Raw genomic sequence first — 15,487 nt, forward strand, 5'->3', positions numbered from 1 at the left:
CTCAGGCCCTGTCCGAGGAGGTCATGCCGCGCGCGACGTGGTTCTCGATCCGCTTTTGCTGCTCGGCGATCTCGTCGCGCAGGTTCGACGGGTAGGCCTCGAGCGGCGGCGCCCCGTCGTAGAGTGCCTGCAGCGTCACGTCGCGCGCGATCGGGGCCGCGACCGAGGAGCCGCCGCCGCCGTGTTCGACCACCACCGACACCGCAAAGCGCGGGTTCTCGTAGGGGGCGAAGTTGACCCAGAGCGCGTGGTCGCGGCGCTCCCACGGCAGGTCGGCGTTCGAGGTGACGCCGCGCGCGCGCTCGTCGGCGGTGATGCGGCGCACCTGGCTGGTGCCGGATTTGCCCGCCATCTGCATGCCCTCGGCCACGATCCGCGCCCGAAAACCGGTGCCGCGCTGGGCGTTGGAGACATCGCTCATCGCCGCGCGCACCCGGCGCAGGTAGTTCTCGTTGAGGCCCATGGGCTCGCCCAGACCCGAGGGCTGCTCCACGCCACCGATGGAGCGCACCAGCCGCGGTGAGATTTCGCGCCCCGTGGCGAGCCGGGCGGTCATGACCGCAAGCTGCAGCGGCGTCGCCAGCACATAGCCCTGGCCGATCGAGGCGTTGACCGTGTCGCCGATGCGCCAGCTTTCGCCGTAGCGGTCGCGCTTCCACTTGGTGTCGGGGGCCACGCCCTCGCTCACCGCCGACATCGGCACGTCGAGCGGCACGCCGACGCCAAGCCGCCGGGCCATCTCTGCGATGCGGTCGATGCCGATCTTCTGGCTGACCTCGTAGTAATAGACGTCGCAGCTCTCCTGCAGCGAACGGTGCATGTTGACGTTGCCGTGGCCGCCGCGCTTCCAGCAGTGAAACCGCGAGCCGCCGACCTCGGTGTAGCCGGGGCAGTATTCGGTGTCCTCGGGACCCACGAGCCCCGATTCCAGCGCCGCCATCGCCACCACCATCTTGAAGGTGGAGCCGGGCGGATAGGCGCCCTGCACGGTCTTGGCCGAAAGGGGGCGATACTTGTTCTCGTTGAGCCCGCGCCAGTCCGGCCCGGAGATGCCGCGCACGAAGAGGTTCGGGTCGAAGGTGGGGGCCGAGGCCACGGCGCGCAGGTCGCCGTTCTCGAGATCGATCACCACCACCGAGGCGCTTTCGCCCTCGAGCCGGGCTTCGGTATAGCTTTGCAGCTTGCTGTCGAGCGCGAGCTGGATGTCGGCGCCGGACTTGCCCTCTTCGCGGTCGAGCTCGCGCATCACCCGGCCGGTGGCGTTGACCTCGATCCGCTTGGTGCCCGCCGAGCCGCGCAGTTCCTCCTCGAACTTGGCCTCGACGCCGGTCTTGCCGATCTGGAAGCGCGGGATCTGCATGAGCGGGTCGGGGTTGTCCATCTTCGACAGGTCATAGTCCGAGACGGGGCCCACGTAGCCCACCACATGCGCCGTGTCGGAGCCGCGCGGATAATGCCGCGACAGGCCCACCTCGGCGGTGATGCCCGGCAGGGCGGGGGTGTTGACCGTGACCTTGGCCACGTCGTCCCACGGCACCCGCTCGGCCACGGTGACGGGGACGAAACCGGGGCGTCGCTTCATCTCGGCCTTGGCGCTCTCGACCGCGCCTTCGGGCAGCGAGATCAGCCGCGCCAGGCGGTCGAGCGTGTCATCCACGTCGCCCGCATCCTCGCGGGTGATGATGATGCGGTAGTTCTGTTCGTTGACCGCGAGCGGCACGCCGTTGCGATCGAAGATCAGCCCGCGCGACGGCGGGATCAGCCGCATGTTGATGCGGTTTTCCTCGGCCAGCGTGCGGTAGATCTCGCCTTCCTCGACCTGCATGGAGCGCATCCGCCAGCCCAGCACGCCGATCATGGCCAGCTGTGAGACCCCGATGACGAGGCTGCGTCGCCCGATGCCGCGGGCGCTCTCGGCGGTTTCCTTGGGCGGGCGTTTCATGCGGAGATCCTCCGGCGGGTGTCGGTCGGGTTGCGCGCGACGCCGAACAGCCAGCGCGCGACGAAGGCGATGATCGGATAGGCCAGCGCCGTCGCCAAGGCTTGGCTCGCCACCAGCGAGGCCGGCGGGGTCGGGATCACGGCGATCAGCATCACCAGTTGCGCGCTCGCGAGGATGCCCACCACCGCAAGCCCCGCCGCAATCCATTCCGTGGCAAAACCGCCGGCGCGCAACCGTTGATGTCTGCGGCGCAGCATCTCGGTGGCGATCACGGTCAGCGCCGCGACCAGCCCCGGCGGGCGCTGGAACAGGAAATCGGCCAGAAGCACGATCCCCGCGACAAGCCAGACCGGCAGCAGCCGGGGCCGCCGCAGCGTCCATAGCAGCACCACCGCGAGGAGCAGGTCCGGCCCCGCCCAGCGCGGCGGCAGCGTATCGAGCGGCAGGAGCCGGGCAATGATCAGCACGAGAGCCAAGGCCGCGACGCCCAGACGGCCCAGCCAGAGCGTGGTCGGGCGCGGATTAGCCATCGGGTGTCTCCGCGCCTGGCTCGGGCGTCTCGTCCACCAGCGTAAGGCTCTCGGGGGCAGGAGCGGGCGGGCCGAACACCTCGCGCGGCTCGGGCACGATCAGGCGACCGTTCTCGTCGAGCGTCTCGGCCTGATGGCTGCGCAGCACCCGCAGGAATTCCAGCCGCTCGTAATCGGCGGCGAGCCGGATACGCAGCCGCCCGTCGGCCCCCATCGTCACCTGACCCACCAGCAAATCGGCCGGGAACATGCCACCGTCGCCCGAGGACACCACCCGGTCGCCGGGGCGCACGAGGTCGGGGTTCTCGAGAAAGTCGATGGGCGGATAGACCGTGTTGTCGCCCGCAAGGATCGCGCGCTGTCCCGAGGGCTGAATCGTCACCGGGATCCGGCTCGAGGTGTCGGTGAGCAGCAAAATACGGCTGGTGGCGCGGCCGACGCCCGAAATCCGCCCCACGAGACCGATACCGTCCATCGCGGGCCAGCCGTCGAGCACGCCGTCGCGCGCGCCGACGTTGAGCAGCACCGACTGGCGGAAGGGCGAGCCGCTGTCGGCCATCACCACCCCGGTGATGTAGGTCAGGCGCGGGTCGAGCCGCACGTTGTTGAGATCGAGGAGTTTGGCGTTTTCCTGCTCGAGCTGCAGCGCCGCCTCGCGCCATGCGCGCATCTGCTGCAACTCCCGGCGCAGTTGCTGATTCTGCTCGTGCAGATGGGCGTAGCTCTGAAAATTGGAGGCCATGGTCACCAGACCGGTGACCGGCACCAGCGCCCAGTCGAAAGAGGGCAGCACCCGGTCGGTCACCTCGGCGCGCATCCGCTCCACGCGTGGGCTGTCGATGCGCCACAGCGCGAACAGCGCGATCAGCGCGAGCAGTAGCAGCCCGACCAGCAGCCTGCGGATCGGGCGGGCAAACTCCTCGCCGCTGTTTCGTGGTCGTGCCAAGGAGCGCGCACCCCCTCGTGAATTGGCATGTCGCCCCCGGACATGGGGCAGGGCGCCCCGAGGGCGCCGCGATCAGCTGTCGTAGTCTATCACATGACGCAGCTGCTTTTCGTACTCCAGCGCCTTGCCAGTGCCGAGCGCCACACAGTTGAGTGACTCGTCGGCGACCGAGATCGCCAGACCGGTCTGTTCGCGCAGTGCGAGATCAAGCTGGCCCAGAAGCGCGCCGCCACCGGTGAGCATCACGCCGCGGTCGACGATGTCGGCGGCGAGATCCGGCGGCGTCGCTTCGAGCGCCGTCATCACCGCCTCGCAGATCTGCTGCACCGGCTCGGCCAGCGCCTCGGCGATCTGCGCCTGAGAGATCTCGGTTTCCTTCGGCACGCCGTTGAGCAGGTCGCGGCCGCGGATCTGCATCGACTGGCCCCGCCCGTCGTCGGGCATGCGAGCGGTGCCGATCTGGGTCTTGATACGCTCGGCCGTGGCCTCGCCCACCAGTAGATTGTGCTGACGACGCAGGTAGCTGACGATTGCCTCGTCCATGCGGTCGCCACCGACGCGCACCGAACGGGCATAGACGATGTCGCCCAGCGACAGCACCGCCACCTCGGTGGTGCCGCCGCCGATGTCGACGACCATGTTGCCGGTGGGATCGGTGATCGGCATGCCCGATCCGATCGCGGCCGCGATGGGTTCCGCGATCAGGCCCGCGCGCCGTGCGCCGGCCGAGAGCACCGACTGGCGGATCGCGCGCTTTTCGACCGGGGTCGCACCATGCGGCACGCAGACGATGATCTTGGGCTTCGAGAAGGTCGTCCGCTTGTGCACCTTGCGGATGAAGTACTTGATCATCTCCTCGGCGACGTCGAAGTCGGCGATGACGCCTTCGCGCATCGGCCGGATCGCTTGGATCGAGCCGGGGGTCCGGCCCAGCATCAGCTTGGCGTCCTCTCCGACGGCAAGAACCTTCTTCACCCCGTCCTTGACATGATACGCCACCACCGACGGCTCGGAGAGCACGATGCCACGTCCCTTGACGTAGACCAGCGTGTTCGCCGTTCCGAGGTCGATCGCCATGTCAGACGAAAACAAGCTGCCCAATCCGAACATGGCGTGATCTATCCCGTTCCCAGTGCTGTGATGATCCACGACTCCAAAAGCCTGCGGACCTCGCGCCTTATAGGCATAGCGGCCCGTCGCGGAAAGGGCCGTCCCACCTTCGCGTCAGCGCATTTTCGCCGCACTGCCGCAATCGACGCTTGTGGGGGCGGCACAGCGCGCGCCATGCCACCCCTGGTTGTCACTCGCTCGCGTCCATGTAGCCCACGCCCTTCATGTCGGCGCCGGGCCCTGTCTGCTCGCGCCGCACCAGCAGCCGGTTCACGGCGTTGATATAGGCCTTGGCACTGGCCACGACGGTGTCGGTATCGGCGGACTGGCCGGTCGCGATCCGCCCGTCCTCCTCGAGCCGGACCGAAACGGTCGCCTGCGCATCCGTCCCTTCGGTTACGGCGGCCACCTGGTAGAGTTGCAGCCGCGCTTCGTGCGGGAACAGCGCCTTGATCGCGTTGAAGGTGGCATCAACCGGTCCGTCGCCCGTGGCATCGACCGATTTCTCCTCGTCGTCGATGGTCAGGGTCATTGCCGCGTGCTGCGGCCCTTCGGTACCGCAGACCACCTTCAGCGATTTCAGCCGCACCCGGTCCGAGACCGCCTCGTTCTGGCGCACCAGCGCGATCAGGTCGTCGTCGTAGACCTCCTTTTTGCGGTCGGCCAGATCCTTGAACCGCACGAAGGTGTCGTTGAGCTGGTTGTCGGCCATCTCGAAGCCCAGCTCCTTGAGCTTGGAGCGCAGCGCCGCGCGGCCCGAATGCTTGCCCAGCGGCAGCGAGGTGCCCGCGAGGCCCACGTCCTCGGGGCGCATGATCTCGAAGGTCTCGGCGTTCTTGAGCATCCCGTCCTGATGGATGCCGCTCTCATGCGCGAAGGCGTTCTTGCCGACAATCGCCTTGTTGAACTGCACCGGAAAGCCCGAGACGGTGGCGACGCGGCGCGAGATGTTCATGATCTTGCGGGTGTCGATGCCGGTGTCCCACGGCAGGATGTCGTGGCGCACCTTCAGCGCCATCACCACCTCTTCGAGCGCGGTGTTGCCCGCGCGCTCGCCCAGACCGTTGATCGTGCACTCGATCTGCCGCGCGCCGCCCTCGACCGCAGCGAGCGAGTTGGCCGTCGCCATGCCCAGATCGTTGTGGCAGTGAGTCGCAAAGATGATCTCATCCGCGCCCGGCACCTCGGCGATCAGCCGGCGGATCAGGTCGGCGCTCTCCATCGGGGCGGTGTAGCCCACCGTGTCGGGGATGTTGATCGTTGTCGCCCCGGCCTTGATCGCGATCTCGACCGTGCGGGCGAGGTAGTCCCACTCGGTGCGCGTGGCGTCCATCGGCGACCATTGCACGTTGTCGCACAGATTGCGCGCGTGGGTCACGGTGTCGTGGATGCGCTGGGCCATTTCGTCCTTGGTCAGGTTCGGGATGGCGCGGTGCAGCGGCGAGGTGCCGATGAAGGTGTGGATGCGCGGCGAGCGCGCGTGCTTCACCGCCTCCCAGCAGCGGTCGATGTCCTTGTAGTTGGCGCGCGCGAGGCCGCAGATCGTGGCGTTGCGCGATTGCCGCGCGATTTCGCTCACCGCCTTGAAGTCGCCTTCGGAGGCGATCGGGAAACCGGCTTCGATGATGTCGACGCCCATTTCGTCGAGCAGATCGGCGATCTCCAGCTTTTCGGCATGGGTCATGGTGGCGCCGGGCGATTGCTCGCCGTCGCGCAGCGTCGTATCGAAAATCAGGACGCGGTTTTCGGGGCGGGTGTCGGGGGTGGTGGTCATCTCTCAAGTCCTCTCGGGTCCGGGTGCTTTGTCCGGCGCGTTCATCCCCTCTGAGCGGTCGCGCCGATGGGCACGCTCAGAGGCGAGTAAGCAAGAGAAGGGTCCGAAGCGCGGGCAGGGCCGCGGGGGACGAGAGGGTGACGTTCCAGCTCATGGGCGGGACTATATCGCCCGGATTGCCAATGAAAACCCCTAAGCGGTCAGAAGCCCCAACTCGGCGTCCGAGGCGATGCGGTCGTACTTGTCGCGAGGCGGCATGGGGCGGTCGCGCCAATGCGGCTCAAAGGCAAAGCTCGACCGCCTGCGCCCCTCGGGCAGCGCGCCGTTGCCCGCGCCTACGGCATAGTCGTAGTAGAGCTTCACGATCTGGTCGGGCGTGACCTGCTGGGCCGCCTCGTGATCGAGACAGGCCTCGCGCCAGCGGGCCACGCGGGCGAACTCGGGCGTGTCGGGCAGCGCAAACCCCTCGTAGTGCTCCAGAAACCAGAACCGCATCATCAGCGGCGTATAGACGATCTCGGGCAGGCCGAACTGGCCGAAGAGCCATGTGCCGTCCGGGTTGTGCCGCTCCAGCATCTCGCCGAGCCAGCGGTAATGCCCGAGCAGCGCCTCGCGTTTCTCGTCGGTTTTCGCGGGGTCGGTGTTCATCACATAGAGATAGCCCGCCATGCCGAACGGACCCTCGCGGGTGATGAACAAACGCTCGACCCCGCGCTCGAACGGATCAGCGCGGGCGATGCGGGGCATGTCCCAGCGCTCCTCGACATAGCGCAGGATTACGAGGCTCTCCTTGAGGATGCCGCCGTCTTCTGTCTCCAGCACCGGCAGCGCCGTGGTGCCGCCGGTCTTTTCCAGGAGCCAGTCGGGGCGCGGCTGGGTGATGTCGATGACCCGGAACTCGACCGCCTCGGACAACCCCTTGAGCGCCAGCAGGACCTCGACCCGCTGCGAAAACGGGCAGACGGGGATGTGATAGATGACGGGGCGGGCCATGGGCGTTCCTCCTGTGCGTGGCGCGATGATGCCACGCGGTGCGCGTGCCGTCACGGATTGACCGGACCGGCGTTCCGCCTAGGTCGCGGCGCATGACACAGAACATCAAACGCGCGCTCGTCACCGGCGGCGCCAAGGGAATCGGGCGCGGCCTCGTGGAGCGTCTGGCGCAGGACGGCTGGCAGGTCGCGGCGATGGACCGCGACGCGGAGGCGCTGCAGGGTCTGCCTCAGGGGGCGCGCGCCATCACCGGCGACGTCTCTGACGAGGCCTCGGTGCGGGCCGCCGTGGCGGCGACGGGCTGGGACGGGCTGGACCTGCTGGTGAACAACGCGGGGCTTTCGGGGCCCGAGGCCGGGCCGGTCGAGGATCTGGCGCTCGACGCGTGGCAAGCCTGGATCGACACCAACCTCACTGGCGCGCTCTTGATGACCAAGCATTGCGTGCCGCTTTTGCGCGCGCGGCGCGGCGCCATCGTCAACATCACCTCGAGCCGGGCGCACCAGTCCGAGCCGAACACCGAAGCCTATGCCGCGGCCAAGGGCGGCCTGACGGCGCTGACCCACGCGCTCGCGGTGTCGCTGGGGCCGGATGTCCGGGTGAATGCCTTGGCCCCCGGTTGGATCGTCACCACCGGCTGGGACGATCTGCGCGAAATCGACCACGCGCAGCACCCGGCAGGCCGGGCGGGCCGCCCCGAGGACGTGGCCGAGGCGGTGCTCTGGCTGGCGGGGGCGGGCTTCATGACCGGTCAGGAGGTAGTGCTCGACGGCGGCATGACACGGAAAATGATCTATGCCGAGTGAACGCGCCCTCGTGATCGGGGCCACGGGCGGCATCGGTGCTGCGCTGGCCGAGGCGCTGGAGGCGCGCGGCGCCGCGGTGACGCGCCTGTCGCGCCAAATGGATGGGCTGGAGGTAACCGACGCCGCATCGGTGGAGCGGGTCATGAGCGGCGTCGAAGGTCCCTTCGACACGATCCTCGTGGCGATCGGCATTCTCGCGCCCGAAGGGCAGGGCCCGGAGAAATCCCTCTCGGCCATCGACGCCACCGCCATGGCCCGGCTCTTCGCGGTGAACGCCATCGGCCCGGGGCTGATCCTGCGGCATCTGGCGCGCCTTCTCGCGCCGGCTGGCCGGGCAGGGGTGCTGTCGGCGCGGGTGGGCTCGATCGGCGACAACGCGATCGGCGGCTGGCACGGCTACCGCGCGTCCAAGGCGGCGCTGAACCAGATCGTGCACGGCGCGGCGATCGAACTCGAGCGTCACGACCGCGAGGCGATCCTCGTGGCGCTGCACCCCGGCACGGTCGAGACCGCCTTCACCACAGCCTATGCCGGGCGGCACCGGATGGTGCCCGCACAGGAGGCCGCGCAGAACCTGCTGCGGGTGATGGAGGGGCTGGACCCCGCGCAATCTGGCGGGTTCTACGATTGGCGCGGCGAAGAGGTGCCCTGGTAAGGCGTCAGTCGTCCGCCCCGGAGTCTTCCTCCGGCGTCTCGACCCCTTCCAGCGTCACCTCCGCCGCCTCGGGATCGGCCTCGATGACCGTCGGCGCCGTCGCTGCGTCGGTCTCTTCGGTCTCAGTATCGTCCGCCTCGGTGCCTGATACGTCATCCGATGCGTCATCCGGCGCGGGCGCCTCGGGGGCCGTGTCCAGCATCGGGGCGTCGGGCGCACCGCCCACGACAGGGGCCTCCGATGCGGCGTCTTCCGCATCTGCCGGGGCCGCTCCGGGGGGCGTGACCGGCGTGTTGCCCACATAGGCCCCATCGCGCCAGCCGCCGTCCTCGACCTCGCCCGTGGCATAGCGCATCACGCCGTTGCCCTGCCTGCGGCCGTTGCGGAACTCGCCTTCGTAGGTGTCGCCGTTGGCATAGGTCGCGAGGCCCTGTCCCTCGATCTCGCCATCCGACCAGTCGCCCTCGTAGACGAAGCCGTCGGGCATGGTGATCTTGCCCTTGCCATGCCGCTGCCCGTCGACGAATCCGCCCTCGTAGACGGTGCCGTCGGCATAGGTGGCCGTGCCCAGACCCTCGCGCTGCCCTTCGGCCCAATCGCCTTCATAGCTGTAGCCGTCGGCATAGGTCATCTTGCCGCGACCGTGGTTCTGCGCGTTGAGGAAGGCGCCCTCGTAGACGAGACCGTTGGCATAGGTGGCGACGCCGTCGCCCTCGATCACGCCCTCCTTCCAGTCGCCCTCATAGGTCGAGCCGTCGGGGTAGGTGATCTTGCCAGTGCCATGCGCGAGATCGTTCTCGAAAGCGCCCTTGTAGACAGAACCGTCGGGATAGGTGACTTCGCCCTGACCCTCGATCCGGCCCTCGATCCATGCGCCGACATAGCGGTAGCCGTCGGTGCCGGTGAAGCTGCCCTGACCATGGCGGCGGTCGGCCTGAAAGGCGCCCTCGTAGACATCGCCATTGGCATATTCGACCCGGCCCGTGCCCTCGCGCTTGCCGGCCACGAACTGGCCCACGTAAACGTCGCCATTGGGCTGCTCGAGCCGGCCTTCGCCCTCGATCTGCCCATCGACCCAGCCACCGGTATAGCTCAGCCCGTCGGGCATGGTGAGCGTGCCTTCGCCGTCTCGCTCGCCTGCCTTGAGCGTGCCCTCGTAGCTCGACCCGTCGGGATAGGTGATCTTGCCCTCACCTTCCTTGACGCCGTTGATGAACTGACCCTCGTAGACATAGCCGTCCGGGCTCGTCAGCTTGCCGGTGCCATGGTGCATGGCGTTGCGGAACTCACCCTCGTAGCGGGTGCCGTTGGCATAGTCGGCGGTGCCGCGGCCGGTGATCTTGCCGTCCTCCCACTCGCCTTCATAGCTGCCGCCGTCGGCAAAGGTGATCCGACCCACGCCCTCGGGCTTGCCGCGCGCGAACTGGCCCTCGTAGACCGAGCCGTTGGGAAAGGTGGCCTGACCCTCGCCGCGGATCTCGCCTTCGAACCATTCGCCCTTGTACTCATAGCCGTTGGGCAGCCGGTAGCTGCCCTGACCATGCTGGCGGCCATTGAGAAAGGTGCCCTCGTAGACGCCACCGTCTTCGTACTGCTTGGTGGTGACGTCCTGCGCAAAGGCGTGTGGCGCTTGCGCGAGTCCCATTGCTGCCGCGAGAGTGAACGCGCGCATGGCTCTTGCCGACATGACCGATTGCCCCCGATCGCCGGGCCCGGTTTGACCGGCCCCTGTTTCCGCTTTGGCATCAGAGTAGCGGTGGCTCGGGGTCAAGACAACAGCCCGGGAATGTCCCTGCGTGTCGGGGCTTGTGGGCCACAGGTCGGGGGCGGGGCAGGTGACGACGCAGGCGTCGCATCTCGTGCGGTGACGTCTTGCGCGGGAATGGGCGGCGATTACTGTCGCCCGAGCCCATCAGACCCGCGGAGGTCCCATGTCCGACAACAAGACCCAAGTCACGGCCCGAAGCGTCGAGGAGTTCCTGAGCGCGGTGACGCCCGACCGGCGGCGCGAGGACGCGCGCAGCCTCGACGCGCTGTTTCGCGAGGTGTCGGGCTTCGTGCCGCAGATCTGGGGACCGTCGATCGTCGGCTATGGCTCGTATGATTACGTTTACGAAAGCGGCCGCTCGGGGCGTTTTCTCGCCACCGGGTTTTCGCCTCGAAAGGCGCATCTGGTGCTCTACATCATGCCCGGCTACGACGACGCCAACCCGATCCTCGCCCGGCTGGGCAAGCATCGTCTGGGCAAGTCCTGCCTGTATATCAACAAGCTCGCCGATGTGGATCGCGGCGTTCTGGCAGAGCTGATCCGGCATGGCCTCGACCGGCTGGAGGGGTTCTGGCCGGTGCATCCGATCTGAGGCCTGCCCGCCTGCAAGGAGCGCCATGACCGAAAACGACACCCCGCGCCCGGGCCGCTGGATCGCCATGGCGGCGCTGCTCGTGGCAGGCTTCATGAACCTGATCGACGTCACCATCGTCAACGTCGCCATCCCTTCGCTTCAGGCGGCGTTCGACGCCACCGATAGCCAGATCGAATGGGTGGTCGCGGCCTATATCCTGAGCTTCGCGCTGTTCTTGTTGCCCGCGGGCCGTTTGGGCGACGTGGTGGGGCGCAGGCGCATGTTCGTGATTGGGGTCACGGTATTCACCATCGCCTCGGCGCTCTGCGGCCTCGCGCCCGGCATCGGCAGCCTCGTGGCGGCCCGTGTTCTGCAAGGCATCGGCGGGGCGATGATGACGCCGCAGACGCTGGCGCTGGTGCCCGCATTGTTTCCGCCCCGCGAACGCGGCGCGGCCTTCGCGTTGTTCGGCCTCTCGGCGGGTCTGGCGAGCGTCACCGGTCCGGTGCTGGGCGGCTTTCTCATCGGCGCCGACATCGCCGGGCTCGATTGGCGGCCGATCTTTCTGGTCAACATCCCCGTCGGCGTGATCGCGGTGGCAGGTGCCATGCGCTACGTGCCGAAGATCCCCGGCGACAAGGCGCTGCGCCTCGATCTGGTCGGCATGGCTCTGGCGGGGATCGGGCTGATGCTCTTGCTGTTCCCGCTGATCGAGGGGCGGCAACTCGGCTGGCCCGCGTGGATCTTCGCGATGATGGCCTCGGCGCTGCCCATGAGCGTGGCCTTCGTGGCATGGCAGCGCAATCAGGCGCGTCGCGGTGCGCCGCAGCTGATCCCGGCAAGCCTTCTGGCCAATGCCGACTATGTCACTGGTTCGGTGCTCGCCACGCTGCTCTTCGCGGGCATTCCGGGCTTTTTTCTCGTCTTCGCGATCTTCCTGCAGGTGGGCTACGGGCTGACGCCGCTGGAATCCGGCGTCACCACCATGCCGTTCTCGCTCGGCGTGCTGGGCGCGTCGATCCTGTCGGGTCGCTTGGGCACCCGCTGGCCGCGCCAGAGGATCACGGTAGGGGCGGTGCTGCTCGTCGTCGGGGTGACGGTGCTGCGGCTGGTGCTGCCGGGCGAGGGGGAGGCGCTGTCGCGCATCGCCTTCATCGGGCCATTGGCGCTGGCGGGGCTCGGCCTTGGCACCGCCGTGTCACCGCTGTTCCAGACGGTGCTGGCCAATGTCGCCGACCGCGACACCGGCGCGGGCTCGGGCGCGCTGCAAAGCTTTCAGCAGGTGGGCGGCGCACTGGGCGTGGCGGTGATGGGACAGCTGTTCTTCGGGATGCTTCGGGCGGGCGGCGGCTATCCCGGCGCGCTGACGGCCGCGCTGTGGTTCAACGCGGCCGCCTTCGTCGCCGTGGCGCTGCTCGTCTGGCGTCTGCCCGAGCCGCGCCTCGTGCCGGGGCAGGGGTCGGGCGGCAAGCCCGATCCCGCCCCGGCGGAGTGATCAAAGCGTCAGCTGGTAGCTGTGTGGCACCCAGGCAAAGCCGTCGTCCACCGCCATGACATAGCCCGCGCCGGGGAAAGGCATGTGGTAGCCGATCACCGGCATCTTGCGCTCGGCCGCCATCGACAGCACCCGGCGGCGCGTCTCGACCGCCATTTCCTTGTCCGAATCAAAGCTCACATGCCAATCGGGCTCGCCCACCGACCAGACATAGTGGTTGGCGGTGTCAGCCATCAGCAAAAGCTCGCCCTCGCTCCCGGTCACGGTGAAGACGAGATGACCCGGCGTGTGACCAAAGGCATCCATCGCGGTGAGCGGGCCGACCTGATCGCCGTCCTCTAGGAACTGCAGTTCGGCCTCGAGCGGGCGCACCTTGGCCTCGAAACCCTCGTTGCCCTGCGCCGCCCAATGGTCGAATTCGACCCGGCCCGCGTGGTGCGAGGCGTTGGCAAAGGTTCGCTCCCCGGCTTCGGTCATCAGCCCGCCGATATGATCGCCATGCATGTGGGTCAGCACCACGTGGGTGATGTCCTCGGGCGATTTTCCGGCCGCTTCCAGTGCCGCGGTGATGCCCGCCGCGTCGTTGCCGGTGTCGACGAGGATCAGGTTCTCGCCCGCCTCGACCAGCACCGGGTTGAAGAAGAACCGCGCCTCGTCGGAGGGGATGAAGTTCTCTTCGCTGACCTGCGCGAAGGTCTCGTCGTCGACGTTGAGGCCGAAGATCTTGTGCGGCTCGGGCACCACGCGGCTGCCGGCGAGCAGGGTGGTCACCTTGACGTCGCCCAGCGTGAAGGCGCGGTGGGTCGGAAACTCGACCCCGTCGCCTTGGGCCGCCTGAGCGGTGGCAGTGCCGGGCAGGCTCGCGCCTGCGGCGAGCGGCAGCGCCGCACCGGCCAAAAGCGCCGCGCGGCGGCTGATTGAATGGGACATGTCGTGTCTCCTCTGGGCTGTGTCGCCCCAGAGAATAGCTCGCGCCGGGCTCACGCCTAGCGTATTCGCGCACAACCGCCGTGCGTCATAGCCACCATTGGTCGATCGCGGCGATGTCGTCGTCGGACCAGCCGAAGTGATGGGCGAACTCGTGCACCGTCACATGCGCCACCATCTCGGCCACAGTCACGTCGCCCCGCTCGGCCCATTCGTCGAGGATGGGTCGCCGGAACAGCCAGACCACGTCCGGCCCGTGCGGCACGTCCCAGTTCGATTTCTCGGTCATCGGCGTGCCGTCATAAAGCCCGGTCAGCTCGAATGGCTCCATCTGCATCTGTTCGAGGATGTCGTCGGGGGCGAAATCGACGACCCGCAGCGCCACCTCGGCGGCGGCGCGGCGGAACGGCTCGGGCAGGGTGGCCACGACATGGCGCGCGATCGCCTCCATCTCGTCGAGAGAGGGCGCGAGGGGGCTGCTGGCGAAGGGGTCTGATGTGCTGTCCATGGCCCCCGATATGGACAAAACGGCCCACCTGTGAAAGAGGCCTTGGCGAACAGGAGAGCCCCATGACAACGACCCGTTTCGCCCCGTCCCCCACCGGTTGGCTGCACATCGGCAACCTGCGCGCCGCGCTGTTCAACCATGCCATCGCGCGGCAACAGGGCGGGACGTTCATCCTGCGTATCGACGACACCGATCTCGAACGCTCCAAACCCGAGTACGTCGACGGCATTCTCGAGGCGCTCGACTGGCTCGGGCTCACCTTCGACCGCGTCGAGCATCAGTCCGAGCGCATGGAGCGCTACACGGCGGCGCGCGAGAAGCTGATCGCCGACGGGCGGCTCTACGAGTGCTTCGAGACCCCGACTGAGCTCGATCTCAAGCGCAAGAAACAGCTCAACATGGGCAAGCCGCCGGTCTACGACCGCGCCGCCCTTGATCTGTCGGATGCCGAGAAGGACCGCCTGCGCGCCGAGCGCGGCAGCCACTGGCGCTTCAAGCTCGACCGCGAGCGGATCGAGTGGGAGGACGGCATCCTCGGGCCGATCTCGATCGACGCGGCGAGCGTGTCGGACCCGGTGCTGATCAAGGAAAGCGGGCAGGTGCTCTACACCTTCGCCTCCTCGGTCGACGATGCCGAAATGGGCATCACCGACGTGGTGCGCGGCTCGGACCACGTGACCAACACCGCGACGCAGATCCAGATCATCCGCGCGTTGGGCTATGAGCCGCCGCGCTTCGCGCATCACAGCCTGCTCACCGGCCCGCAGGGCGAGGCGCTGTCCAAGCGTCTGGGCACGCTGTCCTTGCGCGACCTCAAGGCCGCGGGCATCGAGCCGATGGCGATCCTGAGCCTGATGGCGCGCCTTGGCTCCTCGCAGCCGGTTGAACTGCGCCAGACCCCGCAGGAGGTGATCGACGGCTTCGACATCGCCACCTTCGGTGCCTCGCCGACCAAGTTCGACCCCGACGACCTCGCGCCGCTGACCGCGCGCTGGCTGTCGCTGCAGCCCCTGTCGGAAGTCGCCGGTGACGTGGCCGCCGCAGGCGTGCCCGACGCTCTGGCCGAACCCTTCTGGGCCGTGGTGCGCGAGAACCTGAAGACCCGCGCCACGATTGCCGAATGGTGGGCCGTGTTCCGCGACGGCCGCGCGGGCCGCGCCGAGCCGGAGGATACCGAGTTCGTGTCACAGGCGCTGGGGATGCTGGGCGATGCGCCCTACGGCCCCGAGACCTGGAAGAGCTGGACCGATGCGGTCAAGGCCGAGACGGGCCGCAAGGGCAAGGGCCTGTTCCTGCCGCTGCGCCGCGCCGTCACCGGCATGGACCACGGTCCCGAGATGGCCGACGTCATGGCGCTGATGCAGGTCAAGCCGCAGGTCTGACGTCTTTGCAACGCAGGGTCCGGGCCCTTGGGCACTGGACCCCGCGACGCGCCGCCATATCTCCCGCCTCTGATTGG

Annotated in this window: 14 protein-coding genes; 5 read left to right on the forward strand and 9 right to left on the reverse strand. The window is 68.1% G+C overall.

The window, feature by feature from the left end:
- Nucleotide 1 precedes the first annotated feature (1 nt).
- The 6 genes from mrdA to AADJ02_RS12875 form a co-directional block, all read right to left on the reverse strand.
- On the reverse strand, nucleotides 2-1,942 hold the full coding sequence (mrdA, locus tag AADJ02_RS12850) for a penicillin-binding protein 2 (RefSeq protein WP_341213413.1): 1,941 nt from the start codon (nucleotides 1,940-1,942) through the stop codon (nucleotides 2-4).
- Nucleotides 1,939-2,472 (reverse strand): rod shape-determining protein MreD, encoded by a 534-nt coding sequence (locus AADJ02_RS12855; protein ID WP_341213414.1) that lies wholly within the window; start codon nucleotides 2,470-2,472, stop codon nucleotides 1,939-1,941. The genes mrdA and AADJ02_RS12855 overlap by 4 nt, the downstream gene beginning before the upstream one ends.
- Nucleotides 2,465-3,418 (reverse strand): rod shape-determining protein MreC, encoded by a 954-nt coding sequence (mreC, locus tag AADJ02_RS12860; protein ID WP_341213415.1) that lies wholly within the window; start codon nucleotides 3,416-3,418, stop codon nucleotides 2,465-2,467. Before mreC ends, AADJ02_RS12855 begins: the two co-directional genes overlap by 8 nt.
- Before the next feature lie 72 nt (nucleotides 3,419-3,490).
- Entirely contained in the window at nucleotides 3,491-4,528 is a 1,038-nt protein-coding gene (locus tag AADJ02_RS12865; RefSeq protein WP_021693743.1) for a rod shape-determining protein, read from the reverse strand.
- 190 nt (nucleotides 4,529-4,718) lie between these two features.
- Entirely contained in the window at nucleotides 4,719-6,302 is a 1,584-nt protein-coding gene (locus tag AADJ02_RS12870; protein WP_341213416.1) for a 2-isopropylmalate synthase, read from the reverse strand.
- Between the two features lie 192 nt (nucleotides 6,303-6,494).
- A complete protein-coding gene (locus tag AADJ02_RS12875; RefSeq protein WP_341213417.1) occupies nucleotides 6,495-7,295 on the reverse strand; it encodes a glutathione S-transferase family protein in 801 nt (266 codons plus the stop codon).
- Between the two features lie 92 nt (nucleotides 7,296-7,387).
- On the opposite strand from AADJ02_RS12875, the gene AADJ02_RS12880 reads away from it, so the two are divergent.
- On the forward strand, nucleotides 7,388-8,101 hold the full coding sequence (locus tag AADJ02_RS12880; RefSeq protein WP_341213418.1) for an SDR family oxidoreductase: 714 nt from the start codon (nucleotides 7,388-7,390) through the stop codon (nucleotides 8,099-8,101).
- Entirely contained in the window at nucleotides 8,091-8,756 is a 666-nt protein-coding gene (locus AADJ02_RS12885) for an SDR family NAD(P)-dependent oxidoreductase (protein ID WP_341213419.1), read from the forward strand. The genes AADJ02_RS12880 and AADJ02_RS12885 overlap by 11 nt, the downstream gene beginning before the upstream one ends.
- A 4-nt stretch (nucleotides 8,757-8,760) precedes the next feature.
- On the opposite strand, the gene AADJ02_RS12890 is transcribed toward AADJ02_RS12885, so the two are convergent.
- Nucleotides 8,761-10,428: a 2-isopropylmalate synthase gene (locus AADJ02_RS12890; RefSeq protein WP_341213420.1), complete on the reverse strand. Its 1,668-nt coding sequence runs from the start codon at nucleotides 10,426-10,428 to the stop codon at nucleotides 8,761-8,763.
- Between the two features lie 259 nt (nucleotides 10,429-10,687).
- Between AADJ02_RS12890 and AADJ02_RS12895 the strand changes: the two genes are divergently transcribed.
- Nucleotides 10,688-11,116, forward strand: coding sequence for a DUF1801 domain-containing protein (locus AADJ02_RS12895; RefSeq protein WP_341213421.1), 429 nt, complete (start codon nucleotides 10,688-10,690; stop codon nucleotides 11,114-11,116).
- A 25-nt stretch (nucleotides 11,117-11,141) separates the two neighbouring features.
- Complete coding sequence (locus AADJ02_RS12900; RefSeq protein ID WP_341213422.1) at nucleotides 11,142-12,593, forward strand: MFS transporter; 1,452 nt, start codon at nucleotides 11,142-11,144, stop codon at nucleotides 12,591-12,593.
- Here AADJ02_RS12900 and AADJ02_RS12905 read toward each other — a convergent pair whose 3' ends face one another.
- A complete protein-coding gene (locus tag AADJ02_RS12905) occupies nucleotides 12,594-13,523 on the reverse strand; it encodes an MBL fold metallo-hydrolase (RefSeq protein WP_341213423.1) in 930 nt (309 codons plus the stop codon).
- An 85-nt stretch (nucleotides 13,524-13,608) separates the two neighbouring features.
- Nucleotides 13,609-14,028 (reverse strand): metallopeptidase family protein, encoded by a 420-nt coding sequence (locus AADJ02_RS12910; protein ID WP_341213424.1) that lies wholly within the window; start codon nucleotides 14,026-14,028, stop codon nucleotides 13,609-13,611.
- A gap of 62 nt (nucleotides 14,029-14,090) precedes the next feature.
- On the opposite strand from AADJ02_RS12910, the gene gltX reads away from it, so the two are divergent.
- A complete protein-coding gene (gltX, locus tag AADJ02_RS12915) occupies nucleotides 14,091-15,410 on the forward strand; it encodes a glutamate--tRNA ligase (RefSeq protein ID WP_341213425.1) in 1,320 nt (439 codons plus the stop codon).
- Nucleotides 15,411-15,487 lie beyond the last annotated feature (77 nt).

It is taken from the genome of uncultured Limimaricola sp., from assembly GCF_964022235.1.
In the GTDB taxonomy this organism is placed as follows: domain Bacteria; phylum Pseudomonadota; class Alphaproteobacteria; order Rhodobacterales; family Rhodobacteraceae; genus Limimaricola.

Coding starts and splice junctions, on each gene's coding strand:
- mrdA (WP_341213413.1), bottom strand. CDS start 1,942: ATGAAACGCCCGCCCAAGGAAACCGCCGAGAGCGCCCGCGGCATCGGG.
- AADJ02_RS12875 (WP_341213417.1), bottom strand. CDS start 7,295: ATGGCCCGCCCCGTCATCTATCACATCCCCGTCTGCCCGTTTTCGCAG.
- gltX (WP_341213425.1), top strand. CDS start 14,091: ATGACAACGACCCGTTTCGCCCCGTCCCCCACCGGTTGGCTGCACATC.
- AADJ02_RS12885 (WP_341213419.1), top strand. CDS start 8,091: ATGCCGAGTGAACGCGCCCTCGTGATCGGGGCCACGGGCGGCATCGGT.
- AADJ02_RS12910 (WP_341213424.1), bottom strand. CDS start 14,028: ATGGACAGCACATCAGACCCCTTCGCCAGCAGCCCCCTCGCGCCCTCT.
- AADJ02_RS12865 (WP_021693743.1), bottom strand. CDS start 4,528: ATGTTCGGATTGGGCAGCTTGTTTTCGTCTGACATGGCGATCGACCTC.
- AADJ02_RS12855 (WP_341213414.1), bottom strand. CDS start 2,472: ATGGCTAATCCGCGCCCGACCACGCTCTGGCTGGGCCGTCTGGGCGTC.
- AADJ02_RS12890 (WP_341213420.1), bottom strand. CDS start 10,428: ATGCGCGCGTTCACTCTCGCGGCAGCAATGGGACTCGCGCAAGCGCCA.
- AADJ02_RS12900 (WP_341213422.1), top strand. CDS start 11,142: ATGACCGAAAACGACACCCCGCGCCCGGGCCGCTGGATCGCCATGGCG.
- AADJ02_RS12905 (WP_341213423.1), bottom strand. CDS start 13,523: ATGTCCCATTCAATCAGCCGCCGCGCGGCGCTTTTGGCCGGTGCGGCG.
- AADJ02_RS12880 (WP_341213418.1), top strand. CDS start 7,388: ATGACACAGAACATCAAACGCGCGCTCGTCACCGGCGGCGCCAAGGGA.
- AADJ02_RS12895 (WP_341213421.1), top strand. CDS start 10,688: ATGTCCGACAACAAGACCCAAGTCACGGCCCGAAGCGTCGAGGAGTTC.
- AADJ02_RS12870 (WP_341213416.1), bottom strand. CDS start 6,302: ATGACCACCACCCCCGACACCCGCCCCGAAAACCGCGTCCTGATTTTC.